Raw genomic sequence first — 16,676 nt, 5'->3', positions numbered from 1 at the left:
CCACACCAGTTTCTCCTGTGTCTAGCGACGCATGACTCGTCCAGCCATGTGTTTGGCTCCCCAAGCCAGTCTGTAGCATCCGGAAATAAAGTGGTTTCGCTCTAAGATCGGTTCATTGCAGTATTGATACCGTATCTGAGAAACCCTATGAAGCCAGCCTTGAATGTGCACGCGGCGCTGTCCGGTAAGCGCGTCCTGATCACCGGTAGTACCGGCTTTCTGGCCAAAGTTGTGCTGGAAAAGCTGATCCGCAGCGTACCCGACATCGGCCGTATCTATCTGCTGATCCGTGCGGGCGCCAATGGTAGCGATGCACGCCAGCGCTTCGAGCGCGATATCGCCACCTCTTCCATCTTCGACCGCCTGCGCGCCGAACATCCGGCTTTTCTGGCCGGATTCTTCGCCGAACGCATCGAATGCGTGACGGGCGAAGTGACCGCCCCCAGCTTCGGTTTGCCGCTGGCCGAATTCCATGCACTGGCCCAGCGCGTCGATCTGGTGATTAACGCGGCCGCCAGCGTCAACTTCCGCGAAGCCCTGGACGAGGCCTTGTCGATCAACGCGCTCAGCGTAGAACACATCGCCGAGCTGACCCGTGCCAATAACGCGCCGCTGGTGCAAGTGTCCACCTGCTATGTGAATGGCTACAATCAGGGCGACATGCGCGAGCAGAATGTCACGCCGGCCCGCGCAGCGATACCGCGCCATGGCGACGGCTACTATGATCTGTATGCGCTGCAGAAACATCTGGAACACCGCATCGCGCAGGTACGCGCCAGTACCAGCGTACCCGAAGAACTCGAGCGCCGCCTGACGGAACTGGGCATCGCCGAAGCCAATTACCACGGCTGGAACGATACCTATACCTTTACCAAATGGATGGGCGAGCAACTGGCCATGCGCGCCATGCGCGGCCGTTCGCTGACTATCGTGCGGCCGTCCATCATCGAAAGCACGCTGCAGGAACCGGTGCCGGGCTGGATCGAAGGCGTCAAGGTGGCCGATGCCATCATCCTCGCCTACGCACGCGGCAAGACCAGCTTCTTCCCTGCCAAGGCCGATGAAATCGTCGACATCGTACCGGCCGACATCGTAGCCAACAGCGTGCTGCTGGGCGCTGCCGAAGCCATGCTGGAAGCACCGGCCACACGCATCTACCAGTCTTGCACGGGTTCGTCCAAGCCGATTACGGTGGGCGGCGTGATCAACCTGATACAGGGCGAATCGCAGCGCAACTGGCAGCAATACGAACGGCTGTTCTACCGTCAGCCCAAGCATGATTTCCGCGTCGTCAGCCGCCCCGTGTTTCTGGTGCTGCTGCGCGCCATGCGTCTTGCGGCCACGGGCTGGAGTGGCGTGCGCCGCCTGCTCGGTGCGGGCGAATCCCCCAAACTCGAAGCATTGCGCACTACCCAGCTTCTGGCGCTGACGTTCTCGTTCTACACGGCGCCGCGCTACACCTTCCATAACAGCTCGCTGATGGCGCTGGCACGCCGCTTTGTGAGCGAAGACCGCGCCCGCTTCAATGTCGATACCAGCCGCATCGACTGGCAGGAATACCTGTGCCGCATCCACATGGCGGGGCTGAACCGCTATGCACTGCGGCCACGCGCACCGAAATCTGCCGAGGCGCAGGCCGCCGCGGCAGCAGTACCCGAGGCAGCGCAGACTGCCCAGCACGCAGTCGAACAGGCAGCACCGGCAACGCCGTTATAAAAACAGATGGACGCCGCCACAGATGCGGCGCCACAGGAGGAGACAGCAGCACATGAGCAAAGCAAACGCAGCCCCAGCGGCAATGACCCGGCGCGACTATGCATGGCATCGCATGGACACGGATCGCAATCTGATGGTCATCAACAGTATCCTGCTGTTCGAAGGCGCGGTGGACATGGAACGGCTGGTGTCGACCATCGCCCTGCGCCTGCCCAACTACCCCCGTTTCACCCAGAAGGTCGAGCAGCGCAACGGCCGTCCGCACTGGGTGGAAGACGAGAGCTTCGACATTAGCCGCCACATCAAGCTGGAACAGATGGCGCAGGATGTCAGCCGTGCCGATCTGCAAAGCCACATGACCCGTCTGGCCCACCTGCCGCTGGAGCGTGATCGCCCCATGTGGCATATGACGGTGCTCGATCGCGTCAACGGCGGCCACGCCATCGTGTTCCGCGTACACCACTGCATCACCGATGGACTGGGTCTGGTGCACGTGCTCAATCACCTGACCGACGACAATGGTCTGCATGGCCGCACCCCCTCGCCGGTAGGCCATCCGCACCGTGCCACGGTGGCGCACAATGCCGTCTGTTCGGCCGTCGCACGGGGCATCTCGTGGCTGAAAATTGCTTTCCACGTCAGCCGGCTATCCGTGCTGTGGCCTGATGCGCACAGCCGTTTCAAGGCACCGATGACGGGCGAAAAGCAGCTAGTCTGGCTGCCACCGCTGGAGATGGAGCGGGTACGCGCCATGTCCAAACGCATGGGCGTCACGCTGAACGATGTGTGGGTGGCCGCGGTTTCCGGCGCACTGCGCAAGTATCTGGATGAACACGGTCAGCGCCCCGATGGCCGTGCCTTGCGCGCCGCGGTGACTTTCAACCTGCGCGAGAAAGCCAACGCTTTCCAGCTTGGTAACGAGTTCGGGCTGGTGGCGGTCGATCTGCCCACCAATGTGGATGATCCCCGCCTGCGCCTGCAGCAATCGAGCGCGCGCATGACTGCCATCAAGCGCTCGCACCAGCCGCGCGCCACCATGGCTTTTCTGTCGATTGCCGGTTGCCTGCCGACGGCGCTGCAGCACTTTGCCCTGAACCTATTCACTTCCAAAGGCTCGGTGGTGCTGACCAATATCGAAGGCCCGGGCAGCCGGCGCTATCTGGCCGGTTCGCGCATGACGGATCTGATCTGCTGGGTGCCGCAGGCGGGCAAGCTGGGGGTGGGGCTGGCGTTCATTTCCTACGCCGGCCAGATCCAGCTGGCGCTGTTCGTGGACACCGATCTGGTGCCCGATCCCGACCGGCTGATGGCCCTGACCTATGAGGCGTTCGAGGAGCTGCAGCTGGCCACAGCGGGCGAGGTAGCGCCGCAGAACAGCACCGATCTGGCGGCTGGCGGCGCGCTGGCGGCAGGTTCCTGATGGGCTGCGGCGCTTGCTGCAGCATCAGCCGCTAGCGATACCACGGCTGGCTGATCTGCAGCGGCCGCACGTCGAGTCGCAGCCTCAGCACCGTATAGGCTTCCGAGCTGGCCGATTCATAGCCTACGCTTTGCGCATCGCGGCTGAACTTGAATTCGTAGCCCAGTTCCGGATGCGGTTCGCCCGGTGCCGCCGTGGCAATGCCGATGGCCTGCGTCTGCACGTTGTCTATCAGACGTTCCATCATGATCAGCACGGCGTTATGGCCAAGAATATCGGCGGAATACACGGGCTGGCGGTTCGCCGGATGCAGCGGATCAAGCTTGCCATCGATCTTGTCGGGCGACGGGGTATAGCGCCCGTCCGGCAGTTCAAAGCGGTCGCCGCGGTCGTAATAGCTGATGCGCGCATTACTCAGATTGAACTGCGGCGTGGCCGTATCCACTGCGGCCTGACGTAGATCCAGCAGCAGCGCGCCCTGATAGCCGATCACCTCGACCGCGCGCTGGGCGTGCACCACCAGCGCGGTGTTTTCATCGATCCCCAGCCCCAGCTTGTAGCCTTTTTTGAGCATGGCCGGCAGCATGCGGGCAAAGCGTCCGCGCGCCAGCAAGTGCTGATCAACAAACACGTCTTGGCCGATAAAGCCCAGTCCCGCTTCTAGCTCCTTGCCATCATAGACGCCGCTAGTCAGGGTATCGATGACGCTGCGGGTGTCGCCATACATGGTGCTACTCATGATGGCCGCGCCGGCACTGGTGCCGGCAATCACGCCACCACGCTGGTACAGTTCCCAGATTGCCTGCAGCACGGCGGTACGACTACCGTCTGGTCGCACCAGCGCGCGGGTGATCTTGCTCTGGTCGCCGCCGGCAAAGTACACGCCACCCGCTTCGCGTATGCTCTGCGCCAGTTGCACATCTTCCGCATCGACGCGGTAATCGCGCTGCTTCAGGCTGGGCGCCACGGGCACCACGAAGGCCGCCGCGCCATAGCGGTTGAGATAGCTGGCGATATTCCGGCCCGAACGTTCGGGATTGCCGGCCGCCGTGGGCAGTACGGCGATGCGTGCACCCGCACCACCGGATAGCTGCACGATGCGCTGCCACACCACGGCATTATCGGCGCGCAATGCGCCGCCAATGATCACCAGCGTCCCTTGTGGCGCAGCTTCCGCCGCCACAGTCTGTGTGCACCAGATCAAACCCGCTACTAGCCAGCCCAGCCACTGCTTCATACGCCACCTTCGTAAAATTCGCCTGCGAGGGAGAAAAACCGGCAAAAACCGGTCGCGCCGCCCGAAAAAGCCTCCAGCATACTGATATTTGCCACATTCTGGCAGAGCTATTTTGCACAGCCATGCGCAATGATTTACTTCGCCATGGCGCGCTGCCTATAATTTACTGTCGGTTAAGACCACTCACAGGAGCCCGTCTTGCAACCATCAATCTGCCTTGCAACGAATTATTCCGGTGTTTCCTGCGCTATTAGGGGCGCGGCGCGCGGATGGATACGCAGTGCTATGCTGGCCTGCCTGCTGGTCTGCCTGCTGGGCGCACCGCTGGCGCAATCGACCCAGTTCTATAACAAGGGTGCCGATCCCGGTCTGCCCTTTTCACTGGCCGTACGGGCCGGCGATTACATCTTCATCTCCGGTCAGCTGGGCATAGGCCCTTCAGGGCTGGCCAAAGGTCTGGAAGCCCAGAGCAAACAGGCCATGGATAACATCGCCACGATACTCAAGGGGCACAATCTGAGCATGGATGACGTCGTCAAATGCACGGTGATGCTGACCGATATGAGTAAATGGGGTGATTTCAACCGCGTCTACACGGGCTACTTCCGGCCCGAGCGGCTAGCCGCGCGCAGCGCCATGGGCGTCAGCGCGCTCGCCATGGGCGGCGAAGTGGAAATCGAGTGTATTGCCTACCTGCCACGCCGGCTGTAAAACAGCCCTATCGGATGGCCATTTCTGCTATAGAATCGTGTTTTTTACTCAACAACCGAGGCAGTGATGGCAGCACAGCAGAACCAACTCCGGCGCGGGCTGAAAAGCCGCCATATCCAGCTGATTGCCCTCGGCGGCGCGATCGGCACCGGTCTGTTCCTCGGCATCGCCCAGACCATACAGATGGCCGGCCCATCCGTCCTGCTCGGTTATGCGATTGCCGGCATCATCGCCTTCCTCATCATGCGCCAGCTGGGTGAAATGGTGGTTGACGAGCCGGTGGCCGGTTCCTTCAGCTATTTTGCCGATAAATACTGCGGTCACTGGGCCGGTTTCATGTCCGGCTGGAATTACTGGGTGCTGTATGTATTGGTCAGCATGGCCGAACTATCGGCCGTCGGGATCTATGTGCAGTACTGGTGGCCATCCGTCCCCACATGGGCATCGGCACTGGCCTTCTTCCTGATAATTAACGCCATCAGCCTGTCCAACGTCAAAGCGTTCGGTGAAATGGAGTTCTGGTTCGCCATCATCAAAGTGGTGGCCATCGTCGGCATGATAGGTTTCGGCGCCTATCTGCTGGCGACGGGCGGCGCGGGCGAACAGGCCAGCGTGGCCAATCTGTGGCAGCACGGCGGCTTCTTCCCGAACGGCGTGAGCGGCATGCTGATGGCCATGGCTGTCATCATGTTCTCGTTCGGCGGGCTGGAACTGATCGGAATTACGGCGGCCGAGGCCGACAATCCCGCGCACAGCATCCCCAAAGCCACCAATCAGGCCATCTACCGCATTCTGATTTTCTACATCGGCGCACTGGGTATCCTGCTGTCGCTGTATCCGTGGCAGAAGGTGGTGACTGGTGGCAGCCCGTTCGTGCTGATTTTCCATGCGCTCAACAGCAATCTGGTGGCCAATGTACTCAACGTGGTGGTGCTGACCGCCGCCCTGTCCGTCTACAACAGCGGCGTGTATTCGAATACCCGCATGCTGTACGGTCTGGCCCGTCAGGGCAACGCGCCACGCGCCCTGCTCAATGTCAATCAGCGCGGCGTGCCCGTGGCGGCGCTGGGCGTTTCCGCACTGGCGACCGGCATCTGCATCCTGATTAACTACCTGATGCCGGGCAAGGCTTTCGGCTTCCTAATGGGGCTGGTGGTGTCGGCACTGATCATCAACTGGGCCCTGATTAGCTGGATACACCTGCGCTTCCGCGCCGCCAAGCAGGCCGCAAATCAGACCAGCCAGTTCCGCAGCCCGGCCCAGCCCTACACCAATTACCTGTGTCTGGCCTTCCTGCTGGGCATACTGGTGGTGATGTTCCTCACTCCCGATCTGCAGCTGTCGGTGTATCTGATTCCGTTCTGGCTGGGAGCGCTGGCGCTCGGTTATCGCCTGCGCGGCAAGCCGGCGCCGGAGCAGGCGGCTTGAGCGGCACGGCAGCGGCTGACCGCAAGCCTTACACCAGCCTGTACTGCTACCCGTGGGATGTGGCCGATGTCACTGTCCACGGGCCGCGCCTGCGGCAACTGGGCCTGCAAGACGTCACGCTGGCCGTCAGCTACCATGCAGGGAAATTCCTGAGGCCACATGCGGGGGCGACCCCACGTGTGATCTTCCCCGAAGACGGTGTGGTGTATTTCGAGCCGCAGCTGTCACGCTACGGCGAACTCCGGCCGCTACCCCATTCCGATCCGGCCATGCGGCGCGTGCTGCCCGATCTGGTGGCACATAGCGGTCTGGCCGTGCACGCGTGGACGGTGCTGCTGCATAACAGCCGGCTAGGTGCTCTGCACCCGCAGTACACGGCACGCAATGTGTTTGGTGATGGCTATGTGTACAGCCTATGCCCGATGCAGGATGCCGTGTTCGAATATGCTGTCGCGCTGAGCAGCGACATCGGCGCACAAGGCATCCAGTCACTGGTACTGGAGACGCCGGGCTGGCTGCCCTACGCGCACGGCTATCACCACGAATTTGCCCAGCTACGCAGCAACGTCTGGCTCGACAGCATGCTGGGTCTCTGTTTCTGCGATGCCTGCATGGCGGCCGGACAGCGGCACGGCATCGACATGGGCCGCCTGCGCAGCAGCATCGCTGGCAGCGTCGACCAGTATCTGCAAGCGCCGGTGGATGCCACCGCGGCACAGGCCCAGGCATGGCTACAGGCCGATCTGCTGGCCATGCCCGATCTGGCGGCGTGGCTGCGTTTGCGCCAGCGCCGTGTCAGCGCGCTGGTAGAGGCCATTCGCGCTGCCCTGCCAGCACAGGTGCAACTGGCGGTGATCGCCACCGTACAGCGCCCCACTGCCAGCAACTGGCTGGAGGGCATGGATCTAGCGGCGCTTGCCCGCAGCGCCGACTGGATCGAAGTGCCGTTCTACGAAACCGATGCCGCCTCCGTCGCCAGCGATGCCTGGGACTGTGTGCGCCGTATCGGTAACAGTGCACAGATCCGAGCAATTCTGCGTCCCGGCCCGCCCGATCTGGGCGATGGCACCCAGCTAGCCAGTGCCATCGATCAGCTGGCACAGCTCGGCATACGCCAGCTGGCGTTCTATAACTACGGCATGCTACGGCCGCATCATCTGAGCGCACTCGCCGCCCAGCTTGCCCGCCTGCCCCGCACGGTCTGACGAGCCAGCGTAAAAAGCCGGCAAGCAGTTCTTGTCTTTTGACAACCACTCCATTAGCCTAAGTAGTACTACGCAAGCCATAGAGGCGCGCCGCTGGCCGAAACCACGCCAGTCGCGCGTTTGTCCCCATACACGACGGAGAATTCTATGTTAGACCGCCTCACCATCCGTACCCGCCTGATCGGAACCATCGCCCTGCTAGCCCTGCTCATGCTGTTCCTTGGCGCCCGCGGCATCTTTGAGTTGCGAAAAAGCAACGAGATTCTGAAAGATGTGTACGGTAATTCCATGGTCTCCATGAAAGCCATCTACGAATCACAGATACAGCTCGATAGAGCCCGCTTGTCGCTCGACCGGGTAGCGCTGGACCTCGATAATCCGGCCTCGCAGGATCCCCTGAAAAAAGCCCAGGGTTTCATCGACGGCAACGAGAAGTTCTGGAAGACCTATCTTGCCCTGCCGTTCGGCCCCGGCGAAAAAGAACTGGCGGACAAAGCCGAAGCGCACCGTCAGGCGCTGATCAAGGAAGGGCTGAACCCTGCCATCAAGGCGCTGACGGAAAAAAATCAGGATGAAATCCGCCGCCTGATGCTGGGTGAAATCACCCGCCTGTTCCGGCTCTACGTGGAGGCCAACGAAAAGATCACGGCCTATCAGATGGACGTCACCGGCAAGCACTATGCGGAAAGTCAGGCCGACTATGCGCGCAGCATGATGCTGTCGATTGCCGCCATCGTCATCGGTATCGGTCTGGCCGGCGTGTCCGGCATGATGCTGCTGCGTGCCGTCATGCATCCGCTGGACGAAACCCGCAACCACTTCGAAGCTATGGCGCAGGGCAATCTATCCAACCAGATCGACCAGAGTCGCGACGATGAAATGGGCGCCATGATGGTCGGGCTGAAAAATATGCAGGACAGGCTGGCCGGCACCGTGCGCAGCGTACGCGAAGGCAGCGATGCCATCGCCACGGCCAGCAGCGAAATTGCCGCTGGCAACCTCGATCTGTCGCGCCGCACGGAACAGCAAGCCGCCAGTCTGGAAGAAACCGCTTCCTCGCTGGAGGAACTCACTTCCACCGTACGGCAGAATTCCGAAAATGCCCGTCAGGCTAGCGCACTGGCCAGTTCGGCTTCGGAAATCGCCATCAAAGGTGGCGAACTGGTTAGCCGCGTGGTCGACACCATGGGCTCGATTACCGCTTCTTCCGACAAGATTGCCGACATCATCGGCGTAATCGACGGCATCGCTTTCCAGACCAATATTCTGGCGCTCAACGCTGCTGTGGAAGCGGCGCGGGCCGGAGAACAGGGGCGCGGCTTCGCCGTGGTGGCCACCGAGGTGCGTAATCTGGCACAGCGCTCGGCTGCCGCTGCCAAGGATATCAAGGCGCTCATCACGGACTCGGTGGAAAAAGTCGGCAGCGGCAGCGCGCTGGTGGCCGAGACCGGCACTACCATGCACGAGATCGTCAGCAGCGTGGGCCGGGTGAATGCCATCATCAGCGAAATCAGTGAGGCCGGACGCGAACAGGAAGTCGGCATCGAACAGATCAATCACGCCGTGGCCGAGATGGACAATGTGACCCAGCAGAATGCCGCGCTGGTGGAGCAGGCCGCCGCCGCCTCGCAAGCCATGCAGGAGCAGGCCAATAATCTGGCACAGATGGTGGCCGTGTTCCAGATCGCGGGCGACAGCCAGCGCCATGGCGTTGCGCGCAGCGCGCCCGCAGTGGCGCCCGCCAGACCGGCCACGCCGCGTCGGCCAGCGCTGGCACGTCCGGCCAAGGTGCAGACAGCAGCAGCCCGCCCTGACGTCAAAGCGGCAACTGCGTCAGCCGGCGCGCCAGCCAGATCCGGCCGGCCCGCCAGCAAGCCGGCCGAGGATGAATGGGAAGAGTTCTAGGCTGCGCTGTTGCGGTCCGCGGGCAGATGGCGCACTATCGTGGCGATCATCTGCTCGACATCGACCGGCTTGCCGATGAAGTCATCCATGCCGGCCGCCACACACTGCTCGCGCTCCGAGGCCATCACACCGGCCGTCATGGCCAGCACGGGCAGGCTCAAATGTAGTTCGCCACGGATGGCGCGGGTAGCCGTGTAGCCATCCATCAGCGGCATCTGCACATCCATCAGCACCAGATCGAACTGCTGGCCGGCACGCAGCAAAGCCAGCGCTTCTTCACCATTGCTGGCCACGGTCACCTGCGCCCCGGCCTGTTCCAGTATGCCTTTGGCCACCGCCTGATTGATCAGATTATCTTCCGCCAGCAGCAGGCGGGCACCGGCCAGCAGCCTCGGTGCCTCGGGCACACTGGGTCTGGCAGGCGCTGGCGCGGACGGTGCCAGCACCGTCTGCACGGCGTCGAACAGGCTGGAGGCGGTGACCGGCTTGGTGAGGAATTCCGGCGCCGTAGCGGCGCTCATTTCCTGCGTCAGCTTGCTGCGCCCGTAGGCGTTCACCATGCAGATCAGCGGCACGGCAAACTCCTGCCTTAGCGCGCTGATCAGGGCCGGCCCCGTCATATCCGGCAGTTGCCAGTCCACCAGCACCACATCGAAACGCATACCGCTGCACAGATGCGCCAGCGCTTCCGCACCGCTGGCCACACAGATACTGGTCCAGCCCCAGGTGGACAGGGTCATGGCGAGATAGGCACGGCTGGTGGCATTGTCATCCACGATCAATAGATGGCGTGCCGCTACCGAACGCACTGGGGCGGGCCGCGGCGCCAGCTGGAACGGCAGCGTAAACTGGAAGGTGCTGCCGGCACCCGGCTTGCTCTGCACCGACACCCCGCCCCCCAGCAGTTCGATCAATCCCTTGGATATCGTCAGGCCCAGCCCCGTACCGCCAAAGCGGCGGGTGGTAGACAGGTCGCCCTGCACGAAAGGCGAGAACAGGCGCGCCAGCTGTTCCTCAGTCATGCCGATGCCGCTATCGCGTACTGTGAAGCGCAGCTGCACGGCCGCTTCCAGCGTCTCGGCCAGTTCGATCAGCACCGCCACCTCCCCCTGCTCGGTGAACTTGATGGCATTGCCGGTCAAATTGACCAGAATCTGCTGCAAGCGCAGGGCGTCACCGATCAGTGCGCGCGGCACCTCGGGGGCGACCCCCAAACACAGTTCCAGATTGCGCTCGCCGGCATTGACACTCATGATGGCTGCCAGCGCATGCAGCACATCGTCCAGCTGGAACGGCGCCGGATAGACTTCGATCTTGCCTGCGCTCATTTTAGAGAAATCCAGTATATCGTTCAGGATGCCCAGTAGCGACTGGCCCGAGGCCCGGATCATGTCCAGATAGCGGCTCTGCTCGGCACGGAGTCCTGTGCTGGCCAGCAGATGTGCCATGCCCAGCACCGCATTCATGGGCGTACGCAATTCGTGGCTCATATTGGCGACAAACACATCCTTCGCGGCACTGGCCACCTGTGCCTGCTCCATGGCCTGACGCAGTTCGCGCTCGGCCCGCTTACGCTCCGTCACATCGCGCACGATGCCCACAAACAGATGCTGGCCTTCCACGAACAGGGCGCGGATGGCGAGCTCCAGCACGAAGCTATGGCCACTCTTGTGCAAACCCTGCAGCTCGATATTGTTACGCCCCACCACCGTCGGCACATGGCCGGCCAGATAGCGCGCGACACCGGCCTCATGGGCTGCACGCATGGGTTCCGGCATCAGACAGGTCAGCGGCTGGCCCACCACCTCCTCCGCGCTGTACCCGAAGATGCTGCTGGCAGCACGGTTAAAGGATGCGATGCGGCCATCGGCCGTCATGGTGATGATGCCGTCGCCCACATTGTCCATCACGGTACGGGTACGGGTCTCCTTGTCGATGGCTGCGCGCCGCGCCTGCTGCAGCTCGGCGGTGCGTACCTCGATCGCGCTTTCCAGCTGATGACGGTAATGCTGCAATTCCTCTTCCACCGCCTGCAGCGTCTGTATCGCTTCATCAGCTTCGCGGAACTGGGGCTTCAGCACCAGCTGCTGCAACTGGCCATTCTTGCCCAGGGCACTGGCCGCTACCGACAGCGCCCGCACGGAATGCTCGATACGACGGGCGAAATACCATGCCCCCGTGATACCCAGTGCCAGCAGCACGAAGACGCCCAGACTGATCCAGCGTATCGAAGCGAGCATCTCGGCCAGTACCGTGCTGCGCGGCACGCCGATGACCACCGCCCAACCGGACATCTGCGAATGGCTGTACATGGAATACACAGGCGTGCCTTCCAGCGTGGTGGTACGGATGGCGGCTTCGCCCTTATCGCTCATTCCGGCCAGTAGCGACGGTGAACCATAGCGGCCGACAAATTTTTCCGGCTGGTGCGAACGGGCCACGATGACGCCATGACGATCAAAGATGCCCGCCACCCGCCCTTGCGGCAGATGCTGCTCGCTCAGCACCTTGCCTAGCCGTTCAGGCAGAAAAGCCACCGACAGAACATACAATACCTTGCCATCCCGCTCGACCGGTACGTGCACCGCTACCAGCGGGCGCTGCAGGGCACCACCGATGAACACATCGGAAATCAGCGTCCGGCCCGTCTGGAACACCTGGCTGATACGCTCGAAACTGCCCGGGTCGGGCAGCCGGTTACCAAACGGACGCGCCGTATTCAACAGCTGGACCGACTGGCTATCGCTGAGAACAAAATTAAAACCGGGGAATTCCGGCCGCAACGCCTTGCTGGCCAGCTGGTAGAACGCCGCCAGATCACCGCGGTCCAGGCTGGTATCGTGCGACAGCGCCAGCGCCATGGTGATGCCGGTATTCAGATCGCGATCCACCGCCTGCGCCAGCGCACGCGCAGTAATCAGCGATTCGAGCTGGATCTGGTCGCGCTCGCGTTCGTAAAAGTTATTCGCCAGCAGCGCCAGACCGATCAGCGCCGGCACCACGCAGGCCCATACTAGCGCATAGATCTGCGCCCGTATGGTCGGCAAGGGTTGCTTTACGGCGTCACTCATCATGGGCCATATCTTGAAGTTTGGACAACTCTAGCACAAGCGCCCGCCGCACACTACAGTCCCTGCCCCAGCCGCAGCAGCGCTGCCACATTGCGTGCGGCCAGCCGCAGATTCGGCCCGGCCTGCGCCAGCGCTTCGGCCACCGTGCAGGGACGGCTGACCGCCGCCACACTGGCTGCAATACCGTGCTGGTACACCAGCTCCACCCCGCTGCCGAGACAGCCGCCGATGGCGATCACCGGCTTGCCGTACTGCTGCGCCAGCCGTGCCACGCCGATCGGCGTTTTGCCATGCACAGTCTGGGCATCGATGCGGCCTTCGCCCGTCAGCACCAGATCGGCCGCCGCAATGGCTGCTGGCAGTCCCACCGCCAGCGCCACGATCTCGCTGCCGGGGCGCAGACTGCCGCGCAAGAACACCAGCATGGCCGCAGCGATGCCGCCACCGGCACCGGCGCCCGCCAAGTGGGCCACCTGCTGGCCGAACTGGCGCGCAATCACGCTGGCGTATTGCTGTAGCGCCCCATCGAGCTGCTGCACCTGCTCCGGCGTCGCCCCCTTCTGCGGCCCGAACACAGCGGAAGCACCATGCGGCCCCACCAGCGGATTATCGACATCGCAGGCAATCTGGAACTGGCTGTCGGCCAGCCGCGCATCGAAACCAGCCAGTTCGATCTGCTGCAAGTGGGCTAGCGCAGCGCCACCGCGCGCCAGCTCGCGGCCGCCATCATCGAGCAGACGGGCGCCCAGCGCCTGCAGCATGCCAGCGCCGCCGTCATTGGTGGCGCTGCCGCCCACGCCAAGGATGAAGTGGCGCGCGCCGGCATCGAGCGCGGCGCATATCAGCTCGCCCGTGCCATAGGTGCTGGCATGCAGTGCATCGCGCTGATGGGGCGCCAGCAGCTCCAGCCCGCTGGCGGCCGCCATTTCGATCACCGCCGTCACGCCGTCCCCCATCAGGCCGTAGAAGGCTTGCACGGGCTGACCCAGCGGCCCCGTCACGCGGCAGACTATGCGCTGGCCGCCACTGGCATCGATCAGGGCCTGCACAGTGCCTTCGCCGCCATCGGCCATGGGTAGCTTCAGGTATTCGGCGTGCGGATAGATCTGGCGGAAACCGGCTTCGATTTCACTGGCCACCTCCAGAGCGGACAGACTTTCCTTGAACGAATCAGGCGCAATAACAATTTTCATGGGGGCTAGCGTTGCTGGGGAGCGACACATGAGGTTCCGGTTAAAACGCTTATCCTACCAAAAGGAGCTGTTCTGTGGCGTACTTGCGACGTTAGGCAACATCACTGGTCGATATATCATGGTTGTAAAGACTGCCACTTCCCTACATGCCGGCTTTTCTGCTGTATGATCTGCCGTTGCCCATGCCCACAAGGCCACGACGGGCAAGGAACCATTACAAAAAGACTGGAGTCACATGAGCCTATTTCGCACCAAGAATCTCGACGAGATGATTGCCCACAGCCGCAAGCCTAGCGGCCTGGCCAAAGTTCTCGGTCCGTTCGACCTCATCCTGATGGGTATCGGCGCCATTGTCGGCACCGGCATCTTCGTACTGACCGGTACGGGCGCCGTCACGGCTGGCCCCGCGCTGACGCTGTCCTTCATCGTGGCCGCGATTGCCTGTGGCTTCGCCGCCCTGTGCTATGCGGAATTTGCCTCCACCGTACCGGTGGCGGGCTCCATCTACACCTACACCTATGCCACGCTGGGCGAACTGGCCGCGTGGATGATAGGCTGGGACCTGTTGCTGGAATACGGTCTGGCCACGTCCGCCGTATCGGTCGGCTGGTCGGGCTACTTCCAGTCGCTGATCGCCGGTTTCGGCCTGCACCTGCCCGTCGAACTGACGGCCGCACCGGGTGCCATGCCGGGCGTGACCACCTATATCAACCTGCCTGCCCTGTGCATCATGCTGGTGCTGACGGCCATGCTGGGCTGGGGCGTACGCGAATCGGCCCGCCTCAACAACATCATGGTGGCCATCAAGGTCGGCGTGGTACTGCTGTTCATTCTGGTCGGTGCCCGTCACGTCGAACCCGCCAACTGGCAACCGTTCATGCCGTTCGGCTACCACGGCATGCTGACCGCTTCGGCGCTGGTGTTCTTCGCTTTCATCGGCTTCGACGCGGTGACTTCGGCCGCGGAAGAAGTCAAACGCCCCGAGCGCGATCTGCCGATCGGCATCATCGGCTCGCTGGCCGCCTGTACCGTGCTGTATGTGATCGTCTCGGCCATCATGACCGGCATCGTGCCTTACCAGCAATTCCTCGGCATCGACCATCCCGTCTCGCTGGCACTCAAACACGCCGGTGAGAACTGGTTCGCCGGCTTCGTCGATCTGGGTGCAATTCTGGGCATGACCACCGTGATTCTGGTGATGGCTTACGGCCAGACCCGTATCATCTTCGCCATGTCGCGCGACGGCCTGCTGCCTAAGCGCCTGTCCACCGTGCACCCGCGCCTGAAAACCCCGTTCTTCGCCACCTGGCTGGTCGGCATCATCTTCGGCCTGATCGCTGCCGTGGTGCCACTCAACGTGCTGACCGAACTGATCAACATTGGTACGCTGGCGGCCTTCAGCCTGGTTTCCATTGCTGTGGTCATCATGCGCAAAAAACGCCCTGACCTGAAGCGTGCGTTCCGCTGCCCGGGCGTACCCGTGGTACCGGCGCTGGCCGTGGCCTTCTGCGTCATGCTGATGGTCTACCTGAGCGCCTTCACCTGGGTGGCTTTCGGTATCTGGCTGCTGCTGGGTCTGGCTGTCTACTTCGGCTATGCGCGCAAGCACTCGCTGCTGAACAAATAATCATCGCGGCCGGTAGCCACCGGTCCTGCGCTTCGATCTCGCGCAAACCGCAAGGTGGCCAGATATGCGAATGTCTGGCCACCATGTGTTCTTCTCCCTACTATTTCCGAGCGTTAGACCACCACCGCAGCGGCGCCTTGCTGCGTGCAGCGTGGCAGCAGCTGGCCGCAGCCAGCCCCAGCTGGGAAGCAATCTATCAGGGCCCCGCTTTTGCCGACTTTCTCACCGGCTGCCCGCAAGCGCACCAGCGCTTCCACCTGTATGGTGCCTACGCCGCAGCCAGCCATCAGCGTCTGGGGCTGATCCCCGTGCTGCATACCGGACTGGCAGTGGCACCGCTGGCGCGCTGGCGCCCGCGCCAGCGAGAACAGCTAGTCCTGCTAGGCAGCAGCCCGCTGTTGCCGGCCGATACAGATCTGCTGGAGGCGCTGCACAGCTACCTGCTGGCTGAATTTCCGCGCGTACAGGCACTGGTATACCGCGCCTTGCCGCAGACGCATGCCATCTGGCAGCATCTGCAGCGCAGCCACGCCGCCCTCGCCCTGCCGCTGCATGGCTGGCGCGCCTGCCACAGCATGCAACTGCCGGCTAGTTATGCCGCCCTGCTGAATCAGATGGGCAGCAAACGCCGCTACAACCTCAAGCGTCAGCAGCGTCAGCTAGCCGCGGCAGCGGGCGGCGAACTGGCGCTGGAGCTGATCCGCACGCCAGACCGGCTTGATGCGCTGGAACAGGGGCTGGCAATATGCTGCCCGCCGACACGACGGCGGCAATTATGGGACACACGGGAGATGCAGGCGTTGGCGCAGCATGGATTGCTGATGTGCTTCCGCATCGACGCGGGACCGCACTGCTGCGGTGTGATTCTGGGCTTGCAGGCCGGCGCGGTCTGCCACCTGTTCAACATTCTGCCGGCGCCCGCATGGCAATCCCTATCGGCCGGCACCAGCATCCTGCAACTGGTGCTGGCCTATCTGTGCGACCAATGCGGCGGCCAGTACCGGCGGGTGGAATTCGGCTATGGCCAGCCGGGCCATCACTACCAGTCCAGCAACACGGTGACGCTACGCAGCCATGTGCTGCTACTGCGCGACACCGCCGCCAACCGTCTGCTGCAGCGCTGGCATCAGGCCAGACTGGCCTTGCTGCGCCAGTACGGCTGA

11 protein-coding genes are annotated in these 16,676 nt (G+C 62.7%); 8 read left to right on the top strand and 3 right to left on the bottom strand.

Features of this window, described 5'->3' with window-relative positions; genetic code table 11:
- Positions 1-147 precede the first annotated feature (147 nt).
- Both ABNT42_RS14295 and ABNT42_RS14290 read left to right on the top strand, forming a co-directional pair.
- Positions 148-1,716 (top strand): fatty acyl-CoA reductase, encoded by a 1,569-nt coding sequence (locus ABNT42_RS14295; protein WP_348698001.1) that lies wholly within the window; start codon positions 148-150, stop codon positions 1,714-1,716.
- 52 nt (positions 1,717-1,768) lie between these two features.
- Positions 1,769-3,136, top strand: coding sequence for a wax ester/triacylglycerol synthase family O-acyltransferase (locus tag ABNT42_RS14290; protein WP_348698000.1), 1,368 nt, complete (start codon positions 1,769-1,771; stop codon positions 3,134-3,136).
- Positions 3,137-3,167: 31 nt separating this feature from the next.
- Here the strand turns inward: ABNT42_RS14290 and ABNT42_RS14285 are convergent, their stop codons facing one another.
- A complete protein-coding gene (locus ABNT42_RS14285) occupies positions 3,168-4,373 on the bottom strand; it encodes a cyanophycinase (RefSeq protein ID WP_348697998.1) in 1,206 nt (401 codons plus the stop codon).
- 285 nt (positions 4,374-4,658) lie between these two features.
- Between ABNT42_RS14285 and ABNT42_RS14280 the strand changes: the two genes are divergently transcribed.
- The 4 genes from ABNT42_RS14280 (at position 4,659) to ABNT42_RS14265 (ending at position 9,622) form a co-directional block, all read left to right on the top strand.
- The gene (locus tag ABNT42_RS14280) at positions 4,659-5,084 is read left to right on the top strand and encodes a RidA family protein (RefSeq protein ID WP_348697996.1); all 426 of its coding nucleotides are present in this window, start codon (positions 4,659-4,661) and stop codon (positions 5,082-5,084) included.
- 66 nt (positions 5,085-5,150) lie between these two features.
- Complete coding sequence (locus tag ABNT42_RS14275; RefSeq protein ID WP_348697994.1) at positions 5,151-6,512, top strand: amino acid permease; 1,362 nt, start codon at positions 5,151-5,153, stop codon at positions 6,510-6,512.
- Positions 6,509-7,717 (top strand): hypothetical protein, encoded by a 1,209-nt coding sequence (locus ABNT42_RS14270; RefSeq protein WP_348697991.1) that lies wholly within the window; start codon positions 6,509-6,511, stop codon positions 7,715-7,717. Before ABNT42_RS14275 ends, ABNT42_RS14270 begins: the two co-directional genes overlap by 4 nt.
- 147 nt (positions 7,718-7,864) lie before the next feature.
- Positions 7,865-9,622, top strand: a complete 1,758-nt coding sequence (locus tag ABNT42_RS14265; protein ID WP_348697990.1) for a methyl-accepting chemotaxis protein — start codon at positions 7,865-7,867, stop codon at positions 9,620-9,622.
- On the opposite strand, the gene ABNT42_RS14260 is transcribed toward ABNT42_RS14265, so the two are convergent.
- On the bottom strand, positions 9,619-12,696 hold the full coding sequence (locus tag ABNT42_RS14260; RefSeq protein ID WP_348697988.1) for a response regulator: 3,078 nt from the start codon (positions 12,694-12,696) through the stop codon (positions 9,619-9,621). The two genes, ABNT42_RS14265 and ABNT42_RS14260, sit on opposite strands and share 4 nt — an antisense overlap.
- Positions 12,697-12,746: 50 nt before the next feature.
- Positions 12,747-13,886, bottom strand: coding sequence for a glycerate kinase (locus tag ABNT42_RS14255; protein WP_348697987.1), 1,140 nt, complete (start codon positions 13,884-13,886; stop codon positions 12,747-12,749).
- A 235-nt stretch (positions 13,887-14,121) separates the two neighbouring features.
- Here ABNT42_RS14255 and ABNT42_RS14250 point away from each other — a divergent pair, with 235 nt between their 5' ends.
- Both ABNT42_RS14250 and ABNT42_RS14245 read left to right on the top strand, forming a co-directional pair.
- On the top strand, positions 14,122-15,513 hold the full coding sequence (locus ABNT42_RS14250; RefSeq protein WP_348697986.1) for an amino acid permease: 1,392 nt from the start codon (positions 14,122-14,124) through the stop codon (positions 15,511-15,513).
- Between the two features lie 137 nt (positions 15,514-15,650).
- Positions 15,651-16,676, top strand: a complete 1,026-nt coding sequence (locus ABNT42_RS14245; protein ID WP_348697984.1) for a GNAT family N-acetyltransferase — start codon at positions 15,651-15,653, stop codon at positions 16,674-16,676.

This window comes from Duganella fentianensis (genome assembly GCF_964031615.1).
Lineage (GTDB): Bacteria > Pseudomonadota > Gammaproteobacteria > Burkholderiales > Burkholderiaceae_D > Rugamonas > Rugamonas fentianensis_A.
This window is presented reverse-complemented; position numbering and strand designations above follow the sequence as displayed.